Annotated in this window: 15 protein-coding genes and 1 tRNA gene; 10 read left to right on the plus strand and 6 right to left on the minus strand. The window is 59.7% G+C overall.

The window, feature by feature from the left end:
• Window positions 1–398, plus strand: a 398-nt coding sequence (locus GPK89_RS01475) for a tyrosine-type recombinase/integrase (RefSeq protein ID WP_215691164.1), incomplete at its 5' end; no start/stop codon positions are given.
• Between the two features lie 50 nt (window positions 399–448).
• On the opposite strand, the gene GPK89_RS01480 is transcribed toward GPK89_RS01475, so the two are convergent.
• The 4 genes from GPK89_RS01480 to GPK89_RS01495 form a co-directional block, all read right to left on the minus strand.
• Window positions 449–521 (minus strand) — tRNA-Ile (locus GPK89_RS01480).
• 263 nt (window positions 522–784) lie between these two features.
• On the minus strand, window positions 785–2,140 hold the full coding sequence (locus GPK89_RS01485) for an MATE family efflux transporter (RefSeq protein WP_215691166.1): 1,356 nt from the start codon (window positions 2,138–2,140) through the stop codon (window positions 785–787).
• Between the two features lie 68 nt (window positions 2,141–2,208).
• Entirely contained in the window at window positions 2,209–3,615 is a 1,407-nt protein-coding gene (locus GPK89_RS01490; protein WP_215691168.1) for an MATE family efflux transporter, read from the minus strand.
• A gap of 59 nt (window positions 3,616–3,674) precedes the next feature.
• Window positions 3,675–4,751 (minus strand): M24 family metallopeptidase, encoded by a 1,077-nt coding sequence (locus GPK89_RS01495; protein ID WP_215691170.1) that lies wholly within the window; start codon window positions 4,749–4,751, stop codon window positions 3,675–3,677.
• Between the two features lie 256 nt (window positions 4,752–5,007).
• On the opposite strand from GPK89_RS01495, the gene GPK89_RS01500 reads away from it, so the two are divergent.
• The 9 genes from GPK89_RS01500 to GPK89_RS01535 all read left to right on the plus strand — a co-directional run bounded on the left by GPK89_RS01500 (window position 5,008) and on the right by GPK89_RS01535 (window position 13,399).
• Window positions 5,008–5,460 (plus strand): MerR family transcriptional regulator, encoded by a 453-nt coding sequence (locus tag GPK89_RS01500; RefSeq protein ID WP_215691172.1) that lies wholly within the window; start codon window positions 5,008–5,010, stop codon window positions 5,458–5,460.
• A gap of 39 nt (window positions 5,461–5,499) precedes the next feature.
• Window positions 5,500–5,625 (plus strand): hypothetical protein, encoded by a 126-nt coding sequence (locus GPK89_RS16485; protein ID WP_275951415.1) that lies wholly within the window; start codon window positions 5,500–5,502, stop codon window positions 5,623–5,625.
• A 525-nt stretch (window positions 5,626–6,150) separates the two neighbouring features.
• Window positions 6,151–6,585, plus strand: a complete 435-nt coding sequence (locus GPK89_RS01505; RefSeq protein WP_252261394.1) for a type II secretion system protein — start codon at window positions 6,151–6,153, stop codon at window positions 6,583–6,585.
• Between the two features lie 516 nt (window positions 6,586–7,101).
• Window positions 7,102–7,776, plus strand: coding sequence for an amino acid ABC transporter permease (locus GPK89_RS01510; protein WP_215691173.1), 675 nt, complete (start codon window positions 7,102–7,104; stop codon window positions 7,774–7,776).
• 3 nt (window positions 7,777–7,779) lie between these two features.
• Window positions 7,780–8,526 (plus strand): amino acid ABC transporter ATP-binding protein, encoded by a 747-nt coding sequence (locus tag GPK89_RS01515; protein ID WP_215691174.1) that lies wholly within the window; start codon window positions 7,780–7,782, stop codon window positions 8,524–8,526.
• Complete coding sequence (locus GPK89_RS01520; protein ID WP_215691175.1) at window positions 8,526–9,374, plus strand: amino acid ABC transporter substrate-binding protein; 849 nt, start codon at window positions 8,526–8,528, stop codon at window positions 9,372–9,374. Before GPK89_RS01515 ends, GPK89_RS01520 begins: the two co-directional genes overlap by 1 nt.
• Window positions 9,375–9,767: 393 nt before the next feature.
• Window positions 9,768–10,352 carry a glycoside hydrolase family 3 N-terminal domain-containing protein gene (locus GPK89_RS01525; protein ID WP_302412569.1) on the plus strand — a complete coding sequence of 195 codons (585 nt, stop codon included), beginning with the start codon at window positions 9,768–9,770 and terminating at the stop codon, window positions 10,350–10,352.
• Window positions 10,353–10,421: 69 nt separating this feature from the next.
• Entirely contained in the window at window positions 10,422–12,839 is a 2,418-nt protein-coding gene (locus GPK89_RS01530; RefSeq protein ID WP_215691182.1) for a glycoside hydrolase family 3 C-terminal domain-containing protein, read from the plus strand.
• A 14-nt stretch (window positions 12,840–12,853) separates the two neighbouring features.
• Complete coding sequence (locus GPK89_RS01535) at window positions 12,854–13,399, plus strand: GtrA family protein (protein WP_215691184.1); 546 nt, start codon at window positions 12,854–12,856, stop codon at window positions 13,397–13,399.
• A 70-nt stretch (window positions 13,400–13,469) separates the two neighbouring features.
• Here the strand turns inward: GPK89_RS01535 and GPK89_RS01540 are convergent, their stop codons facing one another.
• Window positions 13,470–13,817 (minus strand): hydrogenase maturation nickel metallochaperone HypA, encoded by a 348-nt coding sequence (locus GPK89_RS01540; RefSeq protein WP_215691186.1) that lies wholly within the window; start codon window positions 13,815–13,817, stop codon window positions 13,470–13,472.
• Entirely contained in the window at window positions 13,818–16,589 is a 2,772-nt protein-coding gene (locus GPK89_RS01545) for an FAD-dependent oxidoreductase (RefSeq protein WP_215691188.1), read from the minus strand.
• Between the last annotated feature and the right edge of the window lie 110 nt (window positions 16,590–16,699).

Genomic DNA, 16,699 nt, shown 5'->3' on the forward strand with positions numbered 1-16,699 from the left:
ACAAAGAATGGTGGGATACGAAAAAGAAGCTGATGGGAGCCAGTTGGCAGCGGGATATGGTGACGAACAAAGAGGATAAGCGTGAATCACTGATGAAACTGGTTGGGCAGGAATTTGTCATCATTGATGACTTCGGCTGGCCGCGCAACCCGGACGGCTATAACAAGCTGGTAAAGCGTGTGGCGCAGAAAGCGGGAATCAGCGACATTCACCCGCACATGTTCCGACATACCTTTGTCAGCCTGCTCATGTCGAATCCTGACATCGGTGTTGCAACGGTTGCAGCTGAAGCAGGTCACGCCCAGCCGAGCACGACTTTAATGATCTACACCCAGCAATACAAAAAACGCCGGGAGTCGATACGCAATCAGTTGAGCCGTGAATTGTACGAAAAATAAAGAATCGCAGCCGTGTTATCTTAAAAAATAACATAGCTGCGTTCTTTTTATGGGCCGTGAGGGATTCGAACCCCCACTGAACCGGTTATGAGCCGGTGGCTTTAACCGTTAAGCTAACGGCCCTTATTATGATGAAGAAGTGCTGTTGATGGCCAAATCGCCAACTCATCGCCAAAGCAGAAATCTTGGCGATGAAGTTCAGCAAAAATCGCGGCACTTCATCATATTTGAAAGTAGAAATGATTGGGTCAGACGGTTATAATCCGTTATGAGCCGCCGACTCTGCCTGGCTGGGCTACCGGCCTACACAGATGTAACTAATATTATACCAGAAAAAGTCCGGTTTGCCAAGGGTGCGCGGGCGAAAAAATAGAAAAAAAGAAAAATTACGCATCCCTCAAATCACCGCGGCAGCGCCAGGTGGCGAAGAGGATGAACACAAAGCAGATGACCCAGGTCGTCGGTTCGCAGAAGCAGACGGCGCGGTAGCCACAGACCGGCACGAGCCAGACAGCAAAAATCACTTTGCCGATCAGCTCCAGGGCGCTGGCCAGCAGCGGCTCAATGGTGTGCTGGATGCCTTGCAGCATATTCCGTAAAATGACCAGCACGGCCATGGGCGGGATGATGGGCACGCTGATTTTCAAGTACAGCAGGGCATTGACAATAATGATTTCGTCGTCGCTGCCGGTCACGCCGCGGATGGCCGCCTCGCCGCAGAGGAAGGTAAACGCCATGATGAACACCCACCACACAAAATAGATGACCAGCGCGGCCTTTACGCTCTGCCAGATGCGGCTGCGCTTGCCCGCACCGAGGTTCTGGCTGCTGAAAGTCGCCACACTGATGCCAAGCGCACCGCCGGGGATAAAGTACAGTTCAGCCAGGCGGCGGGCGGCGGTCTGGGCCGCAATGTAGGCGCTGCCCAGCGCGTTGATGCTGCTTTGCAGGGCCACGCTGCCCAGGTTGTAGATGGCGCTCATCAGGCCCATACTCAGGCCCGCCCAGAACATATGGGTCACGGCATGGCGGGTCGTCTCTTTCAGCTGGGCCGGGCGGAACCGCAGTTCCGGGTAGCTGCGCAGGATGTACCACACGCCCAGCAGGGCGCTGATACCCTGTGCCAGCACGGTGGCGATGGCTGCGCCGCGCACGCCAAGGCCCAGCGGGCCCATAAAGGCCGCGTCCAGCCCGATATTCAGCACGGTGCTGAAGAGTAAAAACAGCAGAGGCGTGATGCTGTTGCCCACGGCGCGCAGCAGCGCGGCCTCCATATTGTAGAGCATCGTCAGCGGGATGCCCAGCAAAATTACGGTCAGGTAGGCGGCGGCACCGTCCCACGTTTCGGCGGGAACCTGCAGCAGAGTCAACAGCGCGCCGCGGCCCAGCAGGGAAGTAGCGGTCAGCACCAGCGAGATGCCCACCGACAGCGTGACCATCCAGCCCACGGCGCGGCGCATGCCATTTTCATCCCCGGCGCCGAAATACCTGCTGACCGTCAGTGCCAGGCCGTTGTTCATGCCGAAGGCAAAGTTCATGATAAGACCGTACAGTGCGGCGGTCGCGCCGATCTGCGCCAGTGCCGCCGCGCCCAGCAGGTGCCCGGCAAGGGCAGTGTCAGTCAAATTGTAGAACTGCTGCAAAAGGTTCGAACAGAACAGCGGCATCGAAAATTGCAGCACCAGGCGGAATGGGTCGCCCTGGGTCATATCCAGCACGCGGCTTTTGTGTGCGGTGGTCATGGGGGTGTACATCTCCTTTATGGGGCTTGCAGGGGTCGATGTCTGGCGTCGCCCCTACGGAAGAACAACTATTCTTTCACAATATTCTTTACCCAGACGCCCTTCTTCACCAGCACAAAGCCGATGGTGCATTTGATGATGTCCATGCCGTTCACAAACAGGTAAATTGTGACGATGTTCAGCCCGCTGAAGCGGGACAGGCAGTAGGCCATCGGCACGGACACAGCCCAGGTAAAGCAGCTGTCAAACAAAAATGTGATGAACGTTTTGCCGCCGGAGCGCAGCGTGAAATACTCGCAGTTGGCAAAGCCGTACAGCGGCATACACAGCGCCGCCATGCGGATCAGCTCGGTCGCAAGCAGGCGGATGGGCTCCTCGGTGTTGTAGATGCGGGGGATAAAGGGCGCACAAACGGCCAGCGCCGCGCCCATAATAACGCAGCTGGCAAGGCTCAGGGTAATCATCCGCCAGGCGGTGCGGCGGGCACCGGTCAGGCGGTCTGCGCCAAGCTCCTGGCCAACGACGATGGCTGTGGCGTTGCCCAGCGAGAGGAACACTTCATTAAAAATCTGTGCAATCGTGTTGCAGATGTTCAGCGCGGCCACGGCCTGGATGCCCCGCACGGAATAGCATTGCAGCAGCACGGCCTGACCTGCGCCCCACATCAGCTCATTGGCAAGCAACGGCATCGACCGGATAAAGATGCTTTTGACCAACACGCCGGGAATGGCAAGGCTGTGGTACACCCCGCGCATAAAGGGGTAGCGGTCGGCGCTGCGGTGGGCGCCGGTCGCGACGATGGCCAGCTCCACAAAGCGGGAAAGCACGGTGGCGATGGCCGCACCGGCCACGCCCAGCCGGGGGAACGGGCCAAGGCCGAAAATCAGCAGGGCGTTAAAGATAAAGTTCACGACCATCGCCAGCATACTGGCTTTCATCGGCAGCACGGTCTGGCCGCTCTCGCGCAGGGTACCGGCGTAGCACTGGGTCAGGCCGAAGGGCACCAGTCCCACAAGCATGATGCGCAGATACCCCCACGCATAGTCCAGCGTGGCGGCGGCATCGGCGGGGGAGGTATCGGCTGAAATATACGCTCCAATCAGCGCTGGCCCGGCAGCCAGAAACAGCATAATGGCTGCCGCTGTGATGGCGGTGGACACCAGCAGTTTAAAGCGGAAAGTGTGGCGCACGCCGTCCATATCGCCGCGGCCGTAAAACTGAGCGCCGAAGATGCCAGCGCCCGAGGTACTGCCCCAAATGGCGAGGTTATACACAAACAGCAGCTGGCCTACCACGGCAACGCCGCTCATGGGCAGGGTGCCCACCTGGCCCACCATGACGTTGTCCAGCAGGGAGACAACGTTCGTCAAGGTGTTCTGCACGATGATGGGCAGCACCACCAGCAGCACATGGCGGTAAAAGGCCCGGTCGCCCAGCAGGCATTCCCGCAGGGTCAGTTTTTCGGTTTTATCCATAAAAGCTCCTTTTTACATTGCACAAAAAAGGCTTCCCTATGGGGGAAGCTTTAAGGGAGCTACTTCCCCACTACATCCCAATGTTTATCGTTGTGGTTCAGCACCTCGCAGCCGTCCTCGGTCACAAGGACGAGATCCTCGACGCGGACGCCGAACTCACCGGGCAGGTAGATACCCGGCTCGATCGAGAAAATCATGCCGGGCTTGGCAACGGCGGTGTTGGCGCTGCTCACGTCGCCCTTCTCGTGGTCGGTCTGGCCGATGAAATGGCCCAGACGGTGGTTGAAGTATTCGCCATAACCCGCTTCGGCGATCAAATCGCGGGCGGCGGCATCCAGGTCGCACAGGCGCACGCCGGGCTTGATAAGTGCCTCGGCGGCTTCGTTGGCGCGGCGCACCAGGTCGTGTACGGCGACCTGCTTCTCTGTGGGCTGGCCGCAGAACCAGGTGCGGGTCATGTCGCTGCAATAGCGGTCCTTCACGCAGCCCATGTCAAACAGCACGCAGTCGCCCTCCTTCAGCACCGTGCCGTCCGGCTCGTGGTGGGGGTCAGCGGCGTTCGCGCCGAAGGAAACGATGGTGGTAAAGCTCGGGCCTTCGCAGCCGTGGGCGCGGAACTGGGCGTCAATGAACTCGGCCACCTCACGCTCAGTCATGCCGACCTTGACGTAGTGCTTCGCAGCCTCGTTGACTTCATCGTTGATGCGGGAGGCCTCACGCATGAGGCGCTGTTCCTCGGCGTCCTTGCAGGCGCGGCAGTCGTCGACGCAATCGCTGGACAGCACGACCTGCATGCCGGGGTGGGCCTCCATCAGCGGGATCAGGAACTTGGCGGGCCACTCTTTGTCGATACCCAGCGGATTCGCGGCGTTGACCACGGCGGCGATCTGGGCGACCGGGGCGTCGGTGTCAGTGTGCCAAACGGTCTTGCAGGGCGGGTTCGAGACATTGAACAGCTTGTTCAAAAACAGCACCGGCTCGCCGTCGGTGGGCAGGTAGAGTGCCAGCAGACGCTCATAGGGTTCCACGGCGACACCGGTCAGATACCACACGCTTTTGGGGTCGCAGACGATCATTTGGGTCAGGCCCTGTGCGCACAGTGCGGCACGAACCCGGTCAATACGTTCCATTTTCATAAGTTCGACAGTCCTTTCGTATGCTTTCCCACTTATAATAGGTAGATGAGCGGGATTTGTCAATATAAAAAATAAGCCCCAAAGTGGGATCTGGTGACGCTTACGCCCTCCGGCGCGTCGGCGGCCATGGGGGCATCTAGGTGAATTGCTCCTTTTCGCAGCTTGACATGGGGCTGCAACTGCCCTATACTGATATCATACAAGTTAAACCCCGGTTTAAGTCGAGGGGTTCTGCAAAAAAAATCAGGAGGCAACTATGGCTTATACGGTGGGCGAAATGGCAAAACGGCTGGGTGTGCCTGCATCGACACTGCGCTACTATGATAAAGAAGGGCTGCTGCCCTTTGTGGGGCGTTCCTCCGGCGGCATCCGCGTGTTTGAGGAAAAGGACTTCGAGTGGCTGCGCATCATTGAGTGCCTGAAAAAGACCGGTATGTCGCTGAAGGATATCCGCGAATACATCGAGCTTGCCATGCAGGGCGACGCGACGATCGCCCAGCGGTTGGAAATGTTCCGCAAGCAGAAGGCCGTGCTGGAAGCCCGCATGGCCGAATTGCAGCAGACGATGGACACGCTGGACTATAAGTGCTGGTTCTATGAGACCGCCAAGGCCCGCGGCACGACAGATGGCATCAGCGATTTGCCGGATGCTGACCTGCCCGAGAACCTGCGCCCGGTGCGTGAACACCTGCGGGAAGTGGCGGAATGATGGCCGAATCAAAACGACCCGGCAGGGGAAAGCACACCTTTGGCCGCGCTGAAGGACAAGGGCTGCACCGACAACTGCGACAGCCCCATCATGGCCTTCTTTGAGGGCATTGTGCCGTTTATTACAACTCACCTGAAAAAATCCCGCCGCGGACGCCATATTTAGTGGCCCGACGGCAGCCAAAACGCCAGAGCACAGCAAAAATTCCGTAAAAATCACGTTTTCGGTGTTAAGCACAGCACATTTCCAAACGCCTCCCCATGTGGGAGACATTTTTTGTGCGGAAAAACGCTCCGCCCCAATAGCACACAATTTGCCCCGCTTAGCCACGTTAAATTTTACAAAATCCCCCTGTAAACCCGCAAAACCGCCCAAAATCGCACCCTGCACCACCGCAAAATATGCACGGTTAAATATTCACCAGAAAACGACTGCAAAATTTGTCGTAAATGCACATATTTTTATAAAATAACGCAGAAATGTGTAAAATAAAATGGCGATGCGACGGCATTATCGAACGGCACACGTTGCAAAGCAACAAAAAACTTTGCGAAAAAGGTACAAACCAGGCAACAAAATGGTTTTTGCTGTTTTGCTGTAACTTTATTGAAATTTGGTAAATTGTATGATATTATAAATTCACAGTAAAAGGACGGTTGAAGTCCTTCTGGAGAAATTGGAGGAATTATAATGTTCGAGAAAATTCGTAAAATGAAGAACAAGAAGGGCTTCACCCTCGTCGAGCTCATCGTCGTTCTCGTCATCCTGGCCATCCTGGCCGCCCTGCTGGTCCCCGCTCTGACTGGCTATATTGACCGTGCTCGCAAGGAAGCGATTGTTGCTGAAACTCGCAGTGTTGTCATGGCAACCCAGACGGTTGTTGCCGAAAAGTATGGCGCTAAGGCGGGTGATGTTACCATTGCTGATGCTGACAAGACGACGATTAAGAACCTGGCGGAGGTAACGGGTACTATTGGTGATATCGCCATTGATAAGGCTACGGGAAGCGATTACAATGGTATGGTTAAATCCGTTGTGTATACCCAGGGTAATTGGACTTGCACTTATACTCAGGGTAAGACTGATGGTACCAATGGTGCTTATGACGTTCAGCCGAAGGCCTGATAAAACACTTGACTGATTTTGTCCCACCGTCTCCCACCGACGGTGGGATTTTTTATGCCCATTTTCCCTTGCCGCACCGTAGGGGCCGGGCATGCCCGGCCCTGCCGTGTAAGGCAAGCATCCGCCCCCGGCAACGGTAGGGGGCGGCGTCCTCGACGCCCCGCAGGCCAGCACCCACCTTCCCGGAAAAACGTAGGGCGGCCGGTTCTCTGGCCGCCGCGGAGGGGGCAAGCCCCCCTCCCTACAAATCCATGGATAAAGGGACACCCACCGCATACTTGCGGGCCGGGCATGCCCGGCCCCTACACCGCAGAGGTGTTTTCAATCGCGCAATTATGGCGCACGGGCCGGGTGCCGCGTTCCCTTATCGCGCACCTTTAAAAGCGCACGCCCTTAAACTTCACTTCAAATTACACCCTTGCAAAATTCGTGCTGATGTGCTACAATTTCATAGCATACCGTTTTAGTGGGAAATCTTCCCGCCACCCCTGCATCACAAAAGGAGAGAGCCGCCCCATGTCCGAACGCCTTGTAGGCATCCTTGTGGATTCCTTTGGTAAAATATTGCTGCCCGGCCTGACCGTCACCATCCCGCTGACCGTCATTTCCTTCACGCTGGCGCTGATCATTGCCGTTGTGGTGGCGCTGGTGCAGTTTGCTCATGTGCCCGTCTTGCAGCAGATCGCCCGGTTTTACATCTGGGTCATGCGCGGCACGCCGGTGCTGGTGCAGCTGTTTGTCGTGTTCTACGGCCTGCCCGGCGTTGGCATCCTTATCGAGCCGTTCCCCGCCGCGGTGCTGGTCTTTTCCATCAATGAGGGCGCGTACTGCGCCGAGACCGTGCGTGCCGCGCTGGAAGCCGTGCCCCAGGGTCAGATGGAGGCCGGCCAGTGCGTCGGCATGAGCTATTTGCAGATCATTCGTCGTATCATCCTGCCGCAGGCCATGCGCACGGCGTTCCCCACGCTGGCCAGCTTTTTGATCGCCATGGTCAAGGATACCTCGCTGGCGGCCAACATCACCGTGACCGAAATGCTCATGACCACCCAGCGCATTGTGGCCCGCACCTATGAGCCGCTGGCGCTGTACATCGAGGTCGGCATCATCTACCTGCTGTTCTGCACTGTGCTGACCCGCCTGCAGGCCGTGGGCGAGAAGTACCTGAACAGCAAGGGCGCGCAAAGGAGTTAAGCTATGCTGGAAATCAGAAATTTGCGCAAGGCTTTCGGTGATTTACAGGTGCTGAAAGGCATTGACCTGGACGTGAACAAGGGCGATGTGGTCGCCATTCTGGGCGCAAGCGGCAGCGGAAAAACCACGATGCTGCGCTGCCTGAACTTTTTGGAGAAGGCAGACGACGGCACGATGACCTTTGACGGCCAGCGCGTGGAGCTGGCCCATGTGACCCGCACCCAGGTCAACGCCCTGCGCCGACGCACCGGGTTCGTGTTCCAGAACTACAACCTGTTCGCCAACAAAACGGCCTTGCAGAACGTCACCGAGGGGCTGATTGTGGCGCGGAAAATGCCGCGCAGGCAGGCCGATGAGATCGCCCGCGCCGCGCTGGTCAGGGTGGGCATGGCCGACCGTGCCGACTACTACCCCAACCAGCTTTCCGGCGGGCAGCAGCAGCGCGTGGCGATTGCCCGCGCCATGGCCGCAGACCCGGAGATTATTTATTTTGACGAACCCACGTCGGCTCTTGACCCGGAGCTGACCGGCGAAGTGTTGGCTGTCATGCGCAGCCTGGCCGAGGAAGGCCGCACGATGCTGGTGGTGACCCACGAGATGGGCTTTGCCCGCCATGTGGCGAACCGCGTGGTGTTTATGGATGGGGGCGTGATTGTGGAGCAGAACACAGCCGAGGCGTTCTTCAACGACCCGCAGCAGCTCCGCACCCGGGAATTTTTGCAGACATACAGACAAAGGAGCCAATTATAATGAAGAACCTTGCCAAACTGACCGCCCTGACCCTGACCGCCGCGCTGGCTCTGACGGCCTGCGGCAGCACCGCCGACAGCGCCGCCCCCGCCGAGAACATGGCGGACACCGCCGCGACCGAGGAGACCGGCGGCGACCTGTTGAGCCAGATCCAGGCCAACGGTACCATCACCGTTGCCATGGAGGGCACCTGGGCACCCTGGACCTACCACGACGAGAGCGACAACCTCGTCGGCTACGACGTTGAGGTCGCAACCAAGATCGCCGAGAAGCTGGGCGTGGAGCCGAAGTTCGTCGAGGGCGAGTGGGACGGCCTGCTGGCAGGTCTGGATGCGGGCCGCTATGATATCATGGTCAACGGCGTGGACATCACCCCCGAGCGCGCCGAGAAATACGATTTCTCGACCCCCTACGCCTACAACCGCACCGCCGTCATCACCCAGAAGGACAACGACAGCATCAAGACGCTGGAAGATTTGAACGGCAAGACCACCGCCAACACGATTTCCAGCACCTACGCCGAGCTGGCCGAGCAGTACGGCGCAACTGTGACAGGTGTGGACGACCTGAACCAGACCTTTGAGTTGCTGTTGAGCGGCCGCATTGATGCCACGCTGAACGCCGAGGTGACCTACTATGATTACATGAAGGAGCACCCCGACGCGAACGCGAAGATCGCCGTGCTGGCTGCGGACGCGAACGAGGTTGCCATCCCGATGCGCAAGGGCGACGAGACCGCCACCCTGCGCGCTGCCATCGACACCGCCATTGAGGAAATGCGCGCCGACGGTACGCTGAAGGAATTGAGCGAGAAGTACTTCGGGACGGATATCTCCACGAATGAATAAATGAAGTATCCCCCGCCGCGTTGAAACGGCGGGGGAATTTTTGTGTGGGGGAGATGGATGGAAAAACGGGAAATTGCCGGAAGGCTGCGGGCCGGGTATGCCCGGCCCGCGCTGCGTACCCGCAGTGGCATTTTGCACAAAGGGATGCGACCTTGTCTTGTGCGCTTTGCACTACATTTTTGGTAATCTTTTTGTTACAATTACAGATTTTGCGCCCAAAACGACAGGTTATGCAAATTTTGTGCCGCAAAGCCCCTTTTCTGCTACAATAAGGTCAGAACAAAGGCGGGGGCCAAAAGCCCCGCCTTAGAAGGAAAAAAGGAATATGACAAAACAACCCAAAGTTCGCAAGCCGCATCCCGTACTGCACGGGATCGGGCTGGCGAGAGCGGCATCTACCGTGACTCTGTCTACACTTGGATGACCGAGCAGGCTCTGCGCGAGACCTACCTGCGCCCCTTCCAGATGCTGGTCGAGGATTATGACGCGGTCGGCCTCATGAGCAGCTACAATCGTATCGGCGCTGTCTGGGCAGGCGGCAGCGAGGCGCTGCTGACCGGCATCCTGCGCGATGAGTGGGGCTTTGACGGCGCGGTCATCACTGACTACTGCGACCACCACAGCTACATGAACGGCGACCAGGCCCTGCGCGCAGGCGGCAGCCTGTGGATGGCGGGCTTCACCGGCGGCGAGATGGCCTATGAGACCGGCTCCAACAGCTATATGCAGGCTTTGCGCCGCGCCACCAAGGAGACGCTGTATATGTACCTGCATGTCCGTGTGACCAACCAGGCTTATGCTGACAGCATCGGCGATACCAGCGTTGTTCGCCACAACTTCACGACTTCTGTGTTCGGCTGGCGTCACCTTGTCGCCCTGATCGACATTGTGGCTGTTCTGCTCTTCGCACTGGCTGTCCGCGGCGTCGTCATTGACGTCAAGCTGCGCAAGGCGGCCAAGGCTGAAAAGAAAAACTAACCCCATGTGAGCAATGCGGGCACACCTGCGTGTGCGCCCACACTGTTATGTGTAAGGAGTGACTACCCCATGAAACACACAGATATTATAACCAAACTAAACCTTGAACAAAAATGCGCTCTGCTGTCCGGTGATACCGTGTTCACGACGCGGGGCTACAAAAACGCGGGCGTGCCGCCCATCACCCTGTCCGACGGCCCCAACGGCGTGCGCAAGCAGGCCGGGGCGGCGGATCACCTGGGGCTGAACCCCAGCGTGCCGGCCACCTGCTTCCCCACAGCCGCCACCGTGGCGTGCAGCTGGGATCCGGCGCTGGGCGAGGAAATCGGCCGGGCCATGGGCGAGGAGGCCGCCGCGCAGGAGGTCGCCGTTCTGCTGGGGCCGGGCCTGAACACCAAGCGCAGTCCCCTCTGCGGCCGCAACTTTGAGTATTTCTCCGAGGATCCCTATCTCTCCGGCAAGATGGCCGCCGCCTACGTGCGCGGCATCCAGTCGGAAGGCATCTCCGCCTGCCCCAAGCACTTCGCCGTCAACAGCCAGGAGCTGCGCCGCATGGCATCGGACTCGGTGGTGGACGAGCGGACGCTGAGGGAGCTGTACCTGACCGGGTTTGAGATCGTCGTCAAAGAGGCGCACCCCAAGGCCCTCATGTCCAGCTACAATCTCATCAACGGCATCTACGCCAACGAGAACGCCCACCTTTTGCAGGATATCCTGCGCGAGGAGTGGGGCTTTGACGGCGCGGTCGTGACCGACTGGGGCGGCAGTAATGACCATGCGCTGGGCGTGAAAAACGGCTCGACGCTGGAAATGCCCGCCCCCGGCGGGGACGCCGTGCGGGAGCTGCTGGCCGCCGTACGGTCCGGCAAAATTATCGAGGCCGATGTGGACGCCCGTCTGGATGAGCTGCTGACGCTGGTGCTGGACACCCACGCCGCCGTAGAACGCCACAGCCGCAGTTTTGACGCCGACGCCCACCATGCGCTGGCCCGCCGCGCGGCAGGGGAGAGTGTTGTGCTGCTGAAAAACGACGATGCCCTGCTGCCGCTGGCCGAGGGCACGCGTGTGGCGGTCATCGGCGACTTTGCCGAGACGCCGCGCTACCAGGGTGCAGGGTCCAGCGCCGTCAACTCCATCAAAGTGGACACCTTCTTGGATTGTCTGAACGACAGCGGTCTGTACAGTGTGGGCTTTGCCCCGGGTTTTGACCGCCAGGGAAAACCCGATGCCGCCAAGCAGGCCGAGGCCGTCGCCCTGGCCGCAGAAGCGGACGCCGTGCTGCTCTGCCTGGGACTGGACGAGATCAAGGAGAGCGAGGGCCTGGACCGCGCCGATATGAAGCTGGCCGACAACCAGATCGAGCTTTTGCAGGCCGTGCGCGAAGCCAACCCCAACACTGTGGTCATCGTGAACGCCGGTGCCTCGCTGGAAACGCCGTGGCTGGCCCACTGCAAAGCGCTGGTTTACGGCGCGCTGGGCGGCCAGGCGGGCGCGGGCGCGATGGTGGACGTGCTGACCGGCAAAATCAACCCCGGCGGCAAGCTGGCCGAGACTTGGGCCAACGCCTACGCCGACACCCCCGCCCGCGACCACTTTGCAGGCCCTGGCCGCACCGTGCAGTACCGCGAGGGACTGTACGTCGGCTATCGCTATTACCAGACCGCCGGGGTGCCGGTGGCGTTCCCCTTCGGCCATGGGTTGAGCTATACACAGTTTGCGTACAGTGACCTGCATGCCGACGCCCACAGCGCGACCCTGACCGTGACCAACACCGGCGACCGCGCCGGGGCAGAGATTGTGCAGCTGTACGTGGCCAAGCCGAATGCTGAAATTTTCCGCCCTGCACAGGAGCTGAAAGCCTTTGCCAAAGTGCAGTTGGCGGCGGGGGAGAGCAAGACCGTGACCCTGACGCTGGACGACAAGGCGTTCCGCTACTGGAACACCCGCACCGACAGTTGGGAGATGGAGGGCGGCACGTATGAGCTTCGCGTAGGGGCAAGCTCTGCGGACATCCGCCTGACCGCTGCGGTCGAGGTCATCGGCACCGACGCGCTGAACCCCTATGCCGGGAAGGCGCTGCCGCACTACCAGAGCGGCAAGGTGCAAACCGTGCCCGATGCCGAGTGGGAGACTCTGCTGGGCCGCCCTATCCCTGACGACCGGGTCGAAATTGACCGCAACATGACGCTGGGCGAGCTGAACCATGGACGCAGCCCCCTGGGCTGGCTGGTCTGGGCGGTGCTGACCGCGCTGCTGAACGCCAGTTACAAAAAAGGCAAGCCGGATTTGAATGTGCTGTTCCAGTACAATATGCCGCTGCGCGCACTGGCCAAAATGACCAATGGTGCCATCAGCATGGGCATGGTGGACGGTATCGTGATGGAAGTGCAGGGCTTTTGGGTTATCGGCCTGGTGCGAGTGATTTTTGAGGCCGTCAAGAACGTGATTTTGAACGCGCAGCTGGAAAACCGTCTGCGCAACAGCTGACAGGAGGTGCAGCCATGCAATTTTGGAATACCTTTGCGGCTAAGCACCCCGCCGCTGCCAAGTGGGTGCGTGAGGGCGGCTTGTTCGTCATCGTGTCAAACTTAATTACGGTGTTCAAATACTTGCTTTTGCAGTTTCTGCCCGCCGCATTCAGCAGCCTGCCGGTCGTGGATTTCGGCTGGCCGGGCATCCCGGTAACGCTCTTTGGCGAGACGTTCCAGTGGAATATCTTAGGGTATGATGCCGCCCACGGCGGCCTGCCCTACTTCTGCGCCTACATGATCGCGATGGTGATTGGCGAGTGCATCAACTTCCCGATCCAGCGCAATTTCGTGTTCCGCAGCAAGGGCAGCCTGGGCAAGCAAATTGCCTGGTATGTGGCGGCGTTCTGCATCATCACCTGCATCGTCAACTCCATCAACTGTGTTTGGGTGGCGGTGGCTGGCCTGCTGGTGCCGGACTTCATCTACAACATCGGCACGACGGTTTTGAACGGCGGCGTGTCCATGGTGATCTTCTTCTTCGTCAATAAGGTGATTTTCCCCGAAGGGGAGAAATAAGAAAAAGGCGCGTGTGCGAAAACTTCTCGCACACGCGCCTTTTCTTGGCTTCCCCCAAGGGGGAAGGCTTTTATTCTACTGCCTCCACCTCTTTGATCATCATCTCGTTCCCCTGCACCAGATGCGTATGTTCGCTCCGGCAGTGGGGGCAGATTCGGCCATACTGCACGGTGGGGTACTGCTGCCCGCAGTCCTCGCAGAGAGTCACGGCGGGGATGGTCTCCACCGCCAGCACCGCGCCGGGTAAAATCTCAGACTTCGCGGCGGCCCACTTCCAACAATCCTGCAGGTAGCTCTCCACCACGCCGGAGACTTCGCCCAGCTGCAATGTCACCCGTCGGATGCGGGATACATCGTTTTGCTTTGCCACATCCTCCACCGTGCGGATGATGTGGAACACAATGCCCAGCTCGTGCATTTACTTCTCCTTTTTGGAGAAACGAATCTTGATTTCCCGCTTCGCCATGTAGGGCAGAATGGCCTTGAACTTGTCCTCGCTCTTGACCATCTTGCTGCACTCGGGCAGGTCGCGGTGCAGATGGATAGCGTCAAACTCGCACTTGGTCGTGCAGACGCCGCAGCCGATGCACTTGTTCGGGTCTACGACGCTGGCACCGCAGCCCAGACAGCGGGCTGTCTCGATTTTGACCTGATCCTCGGTCAGCGTCAGGTGCGCATCCCGGAAGGAACGGTGGGTGTCGATGCTCTCGTCCAGCGCGGCGGTCTGGCGCGGGGCATGGTCGTACTCGCCCAGCGACAGATTGTTCTTGTCCAGCTCGTGGAAATCCCGGCGGTTGCGGCCGATCGTCATGCTGGTGTTGGGCTGCACATAGCGGTGGATGGAGATTGCCCCCTGTTTGCCTGCCGCAATCGCGTCGATGGCAAAGCGCGGGCCGGTATAGACGTCGCCGCCCACAAACACGTCGGGCTGCGCGGTCTGGTAAGTCAGCGCGTCGGCCACGGCACCCTGGCCACGGCCCAGCTCTACGGCCTCGCCGTTCAGCAGGTCGCCCCACTCGATGCACTGGCCGATGCTGAGCACAACGTTCTCGCAAGGCAGGGTGATGGTGTCGTTCTCGTCGTAGGTGGGTGCAAAGCGGCCTTCGGCATTGTAGAGACCGGTGCACTTTTTCAGCACCACGGCGGTGACATGGCCGTTTTCGGCGATAAACTCCTTCGGGCCGTAGCCGCAGGTGATTTTGGTGCCTTCCTCCTCGGCCTCGGCGATTTCCTCCACCGAGGCGGGCATCTTCTCCCGCGGCTCCAGGCAGACCATTGTCACATCGTCGGACCCGCAGCGTAAGGCGACCCGCGCCGCGTCGATGGCGACATTGCCGCCGCCGATGACAACGGTCTTGCCCTGCATCGTATGGCTTTCGTCGCCGCCCACGGTGCGCAGCAGGTGTACGGCAGTCTCAATGCCTGCGGCATCCTCGCCGGGCACGCCCGCCTTGCGGCCGCCCTGGCAGCCGATGGCAATGTAGAACGCCTTGTAGCCCTGCTCGCGCAGCTGGGCCAGCGTCACATCCCTGCCCACGTCCACGCCGCAGCGGATGTCCACGCCCAGCTCCCGCAGTACGTCGATCTCGGCGTCAATGACGTCTTTCTCGAGCTTGAAGGAGGGGATACCGTACCGCAGCATACCGCCGGGACGCTCGTTTTTCTCAAACACGGTGGGCTTGTAGCCCTGGGTCGCCAGGAAGTAGGCGCAGCTCAGGCCCGCCGGGCCGCCGCCGATGATGGCGATTTTCTGCGGCCACGGCCCTTGCAGCGACGGCTGGACGACGTCGGGCACATAGCGGTGCTCGGCGTGCAGGTCCTGCTGGGCGATAAACTTCTTCACGGCGTCGATGGCAACAGCCTGGTCCACGGTGCCGCGGGTGCAGGCATCCTCGCACCGGCGGTTGCAGATGCGGCCGCAGACGGCGGGGAAGGGGTTCTCTTTTTTGATCAGCGCCAGCGCGTCGCGGTAGCGGCCCTGGGCGGCCATTTTCAGGTAGCCCTGCACGGCAATGTGGGCAGGACAGGCCGTCTTGCAGGGGGCCGTGCCGGTGTCATAGCAGTTGATACGGTTCTTGTCGCGGTAGTCGATGGCCCACTTCTCGGGGCCCCACTTTACGGTATCGGGCAGTTCCTGGCGCGGGTAGACGACGCGCCCTTCCTTGGTGCAGAGCTTTTGGCCCAGCTTGACCGCACCGGCGGGGCAGTACTCCACACAGCGGCCGCAGGCTACGCAGTTTTCCGGCGTGACTTTGGCAACGTAGGCCGAGCGGCTCATGTTGGGCGTGTTGAACAGCTGGCTGGTGCGCAAAGCGTTACAGACGTTGACGTTGCAGTTGCAGATGGCGAAAATCTTGTTCTCGCCGTCGATGTTCGTGATCTGGTGTACAAAGCCGTTGTCCTCGGCCTTTTGCAAAATCTGCAGCACCTCGTCGTAGGTGACGTAGTGGCCTTTGTTCGTCTCCACAAGGTAGTCGGCCATGTCGCCGACGCCGATGCACCAGTCGTCGGGGTCGTCGCCGCAGCCCTCGCCCATGGCGGCGCGGGACATACGGCAGCTGCACGGCCCGGCGGCATACTTGCCGTCATACTTTTTCAGCCAGTGGGAGATATGCTCCACGTCTACGGATTGGTTCTCGGTCTCGATGGCCTTTTCCACCGGGATGACGTGCATACCGATACCCGCGCCGCCCGGCGGCACCATGGCGGTGATGTGTTCCAGCGGCAAAAAAGTCATCCGCTCGAAGAAGGCCGTGACCTCGGGGTGGTCGGCGATCTGCTGTTTGTTCATATTGAAAAATTCCGCACTGCCGGGCACGAACATCGGCAGGATGTACTGCTTCTCCCGGCGGGGATTTTCCCAGTTGTATTCCAGTAATCCGACCACAGCCATCTGCTGCAGCAGCGGTTCCAGCTCGTCGGCAGGCTTGCCGGTAGCCTTGACCAGCTCGGGCAGGGTCATAGGCTTGCGGACCTTCATTTTCAATGCAACCTCGGCCATCTCGTCGGTCACGATGGACGCAAGGCCCCAGTATTCGGGGTCGTCCTGGGTCAGCGTGCCCTTTTTGGCAGGGATGCGGTCAGTGATCATCTGGCCCAGCTTGGCGATATTTTCCCGGAACGGCTGGTCCTTCGGGATCCGGAAGGGCAGCTTGCTCTCGTCCAGCGGGAACGCAGTGGGTTTGCTCATGGCGTGCTCCTTTTTATGTTGTTGCTCCGTTTATGCTCCAAAGCCTTCCCCCGAGGGGGAAGGTGGCCCCGCAGGGCCGGATGAGGGGCGGGTGTGCCGCGACTGTCCGG

This window comes from Gemmiger formicilis (assembly GCF_018784445.1).
Lineage (GTDB): Bacteria > Bacillota > Clostridia > Oscillospirales > Ruminococcaceae > Gemmiger.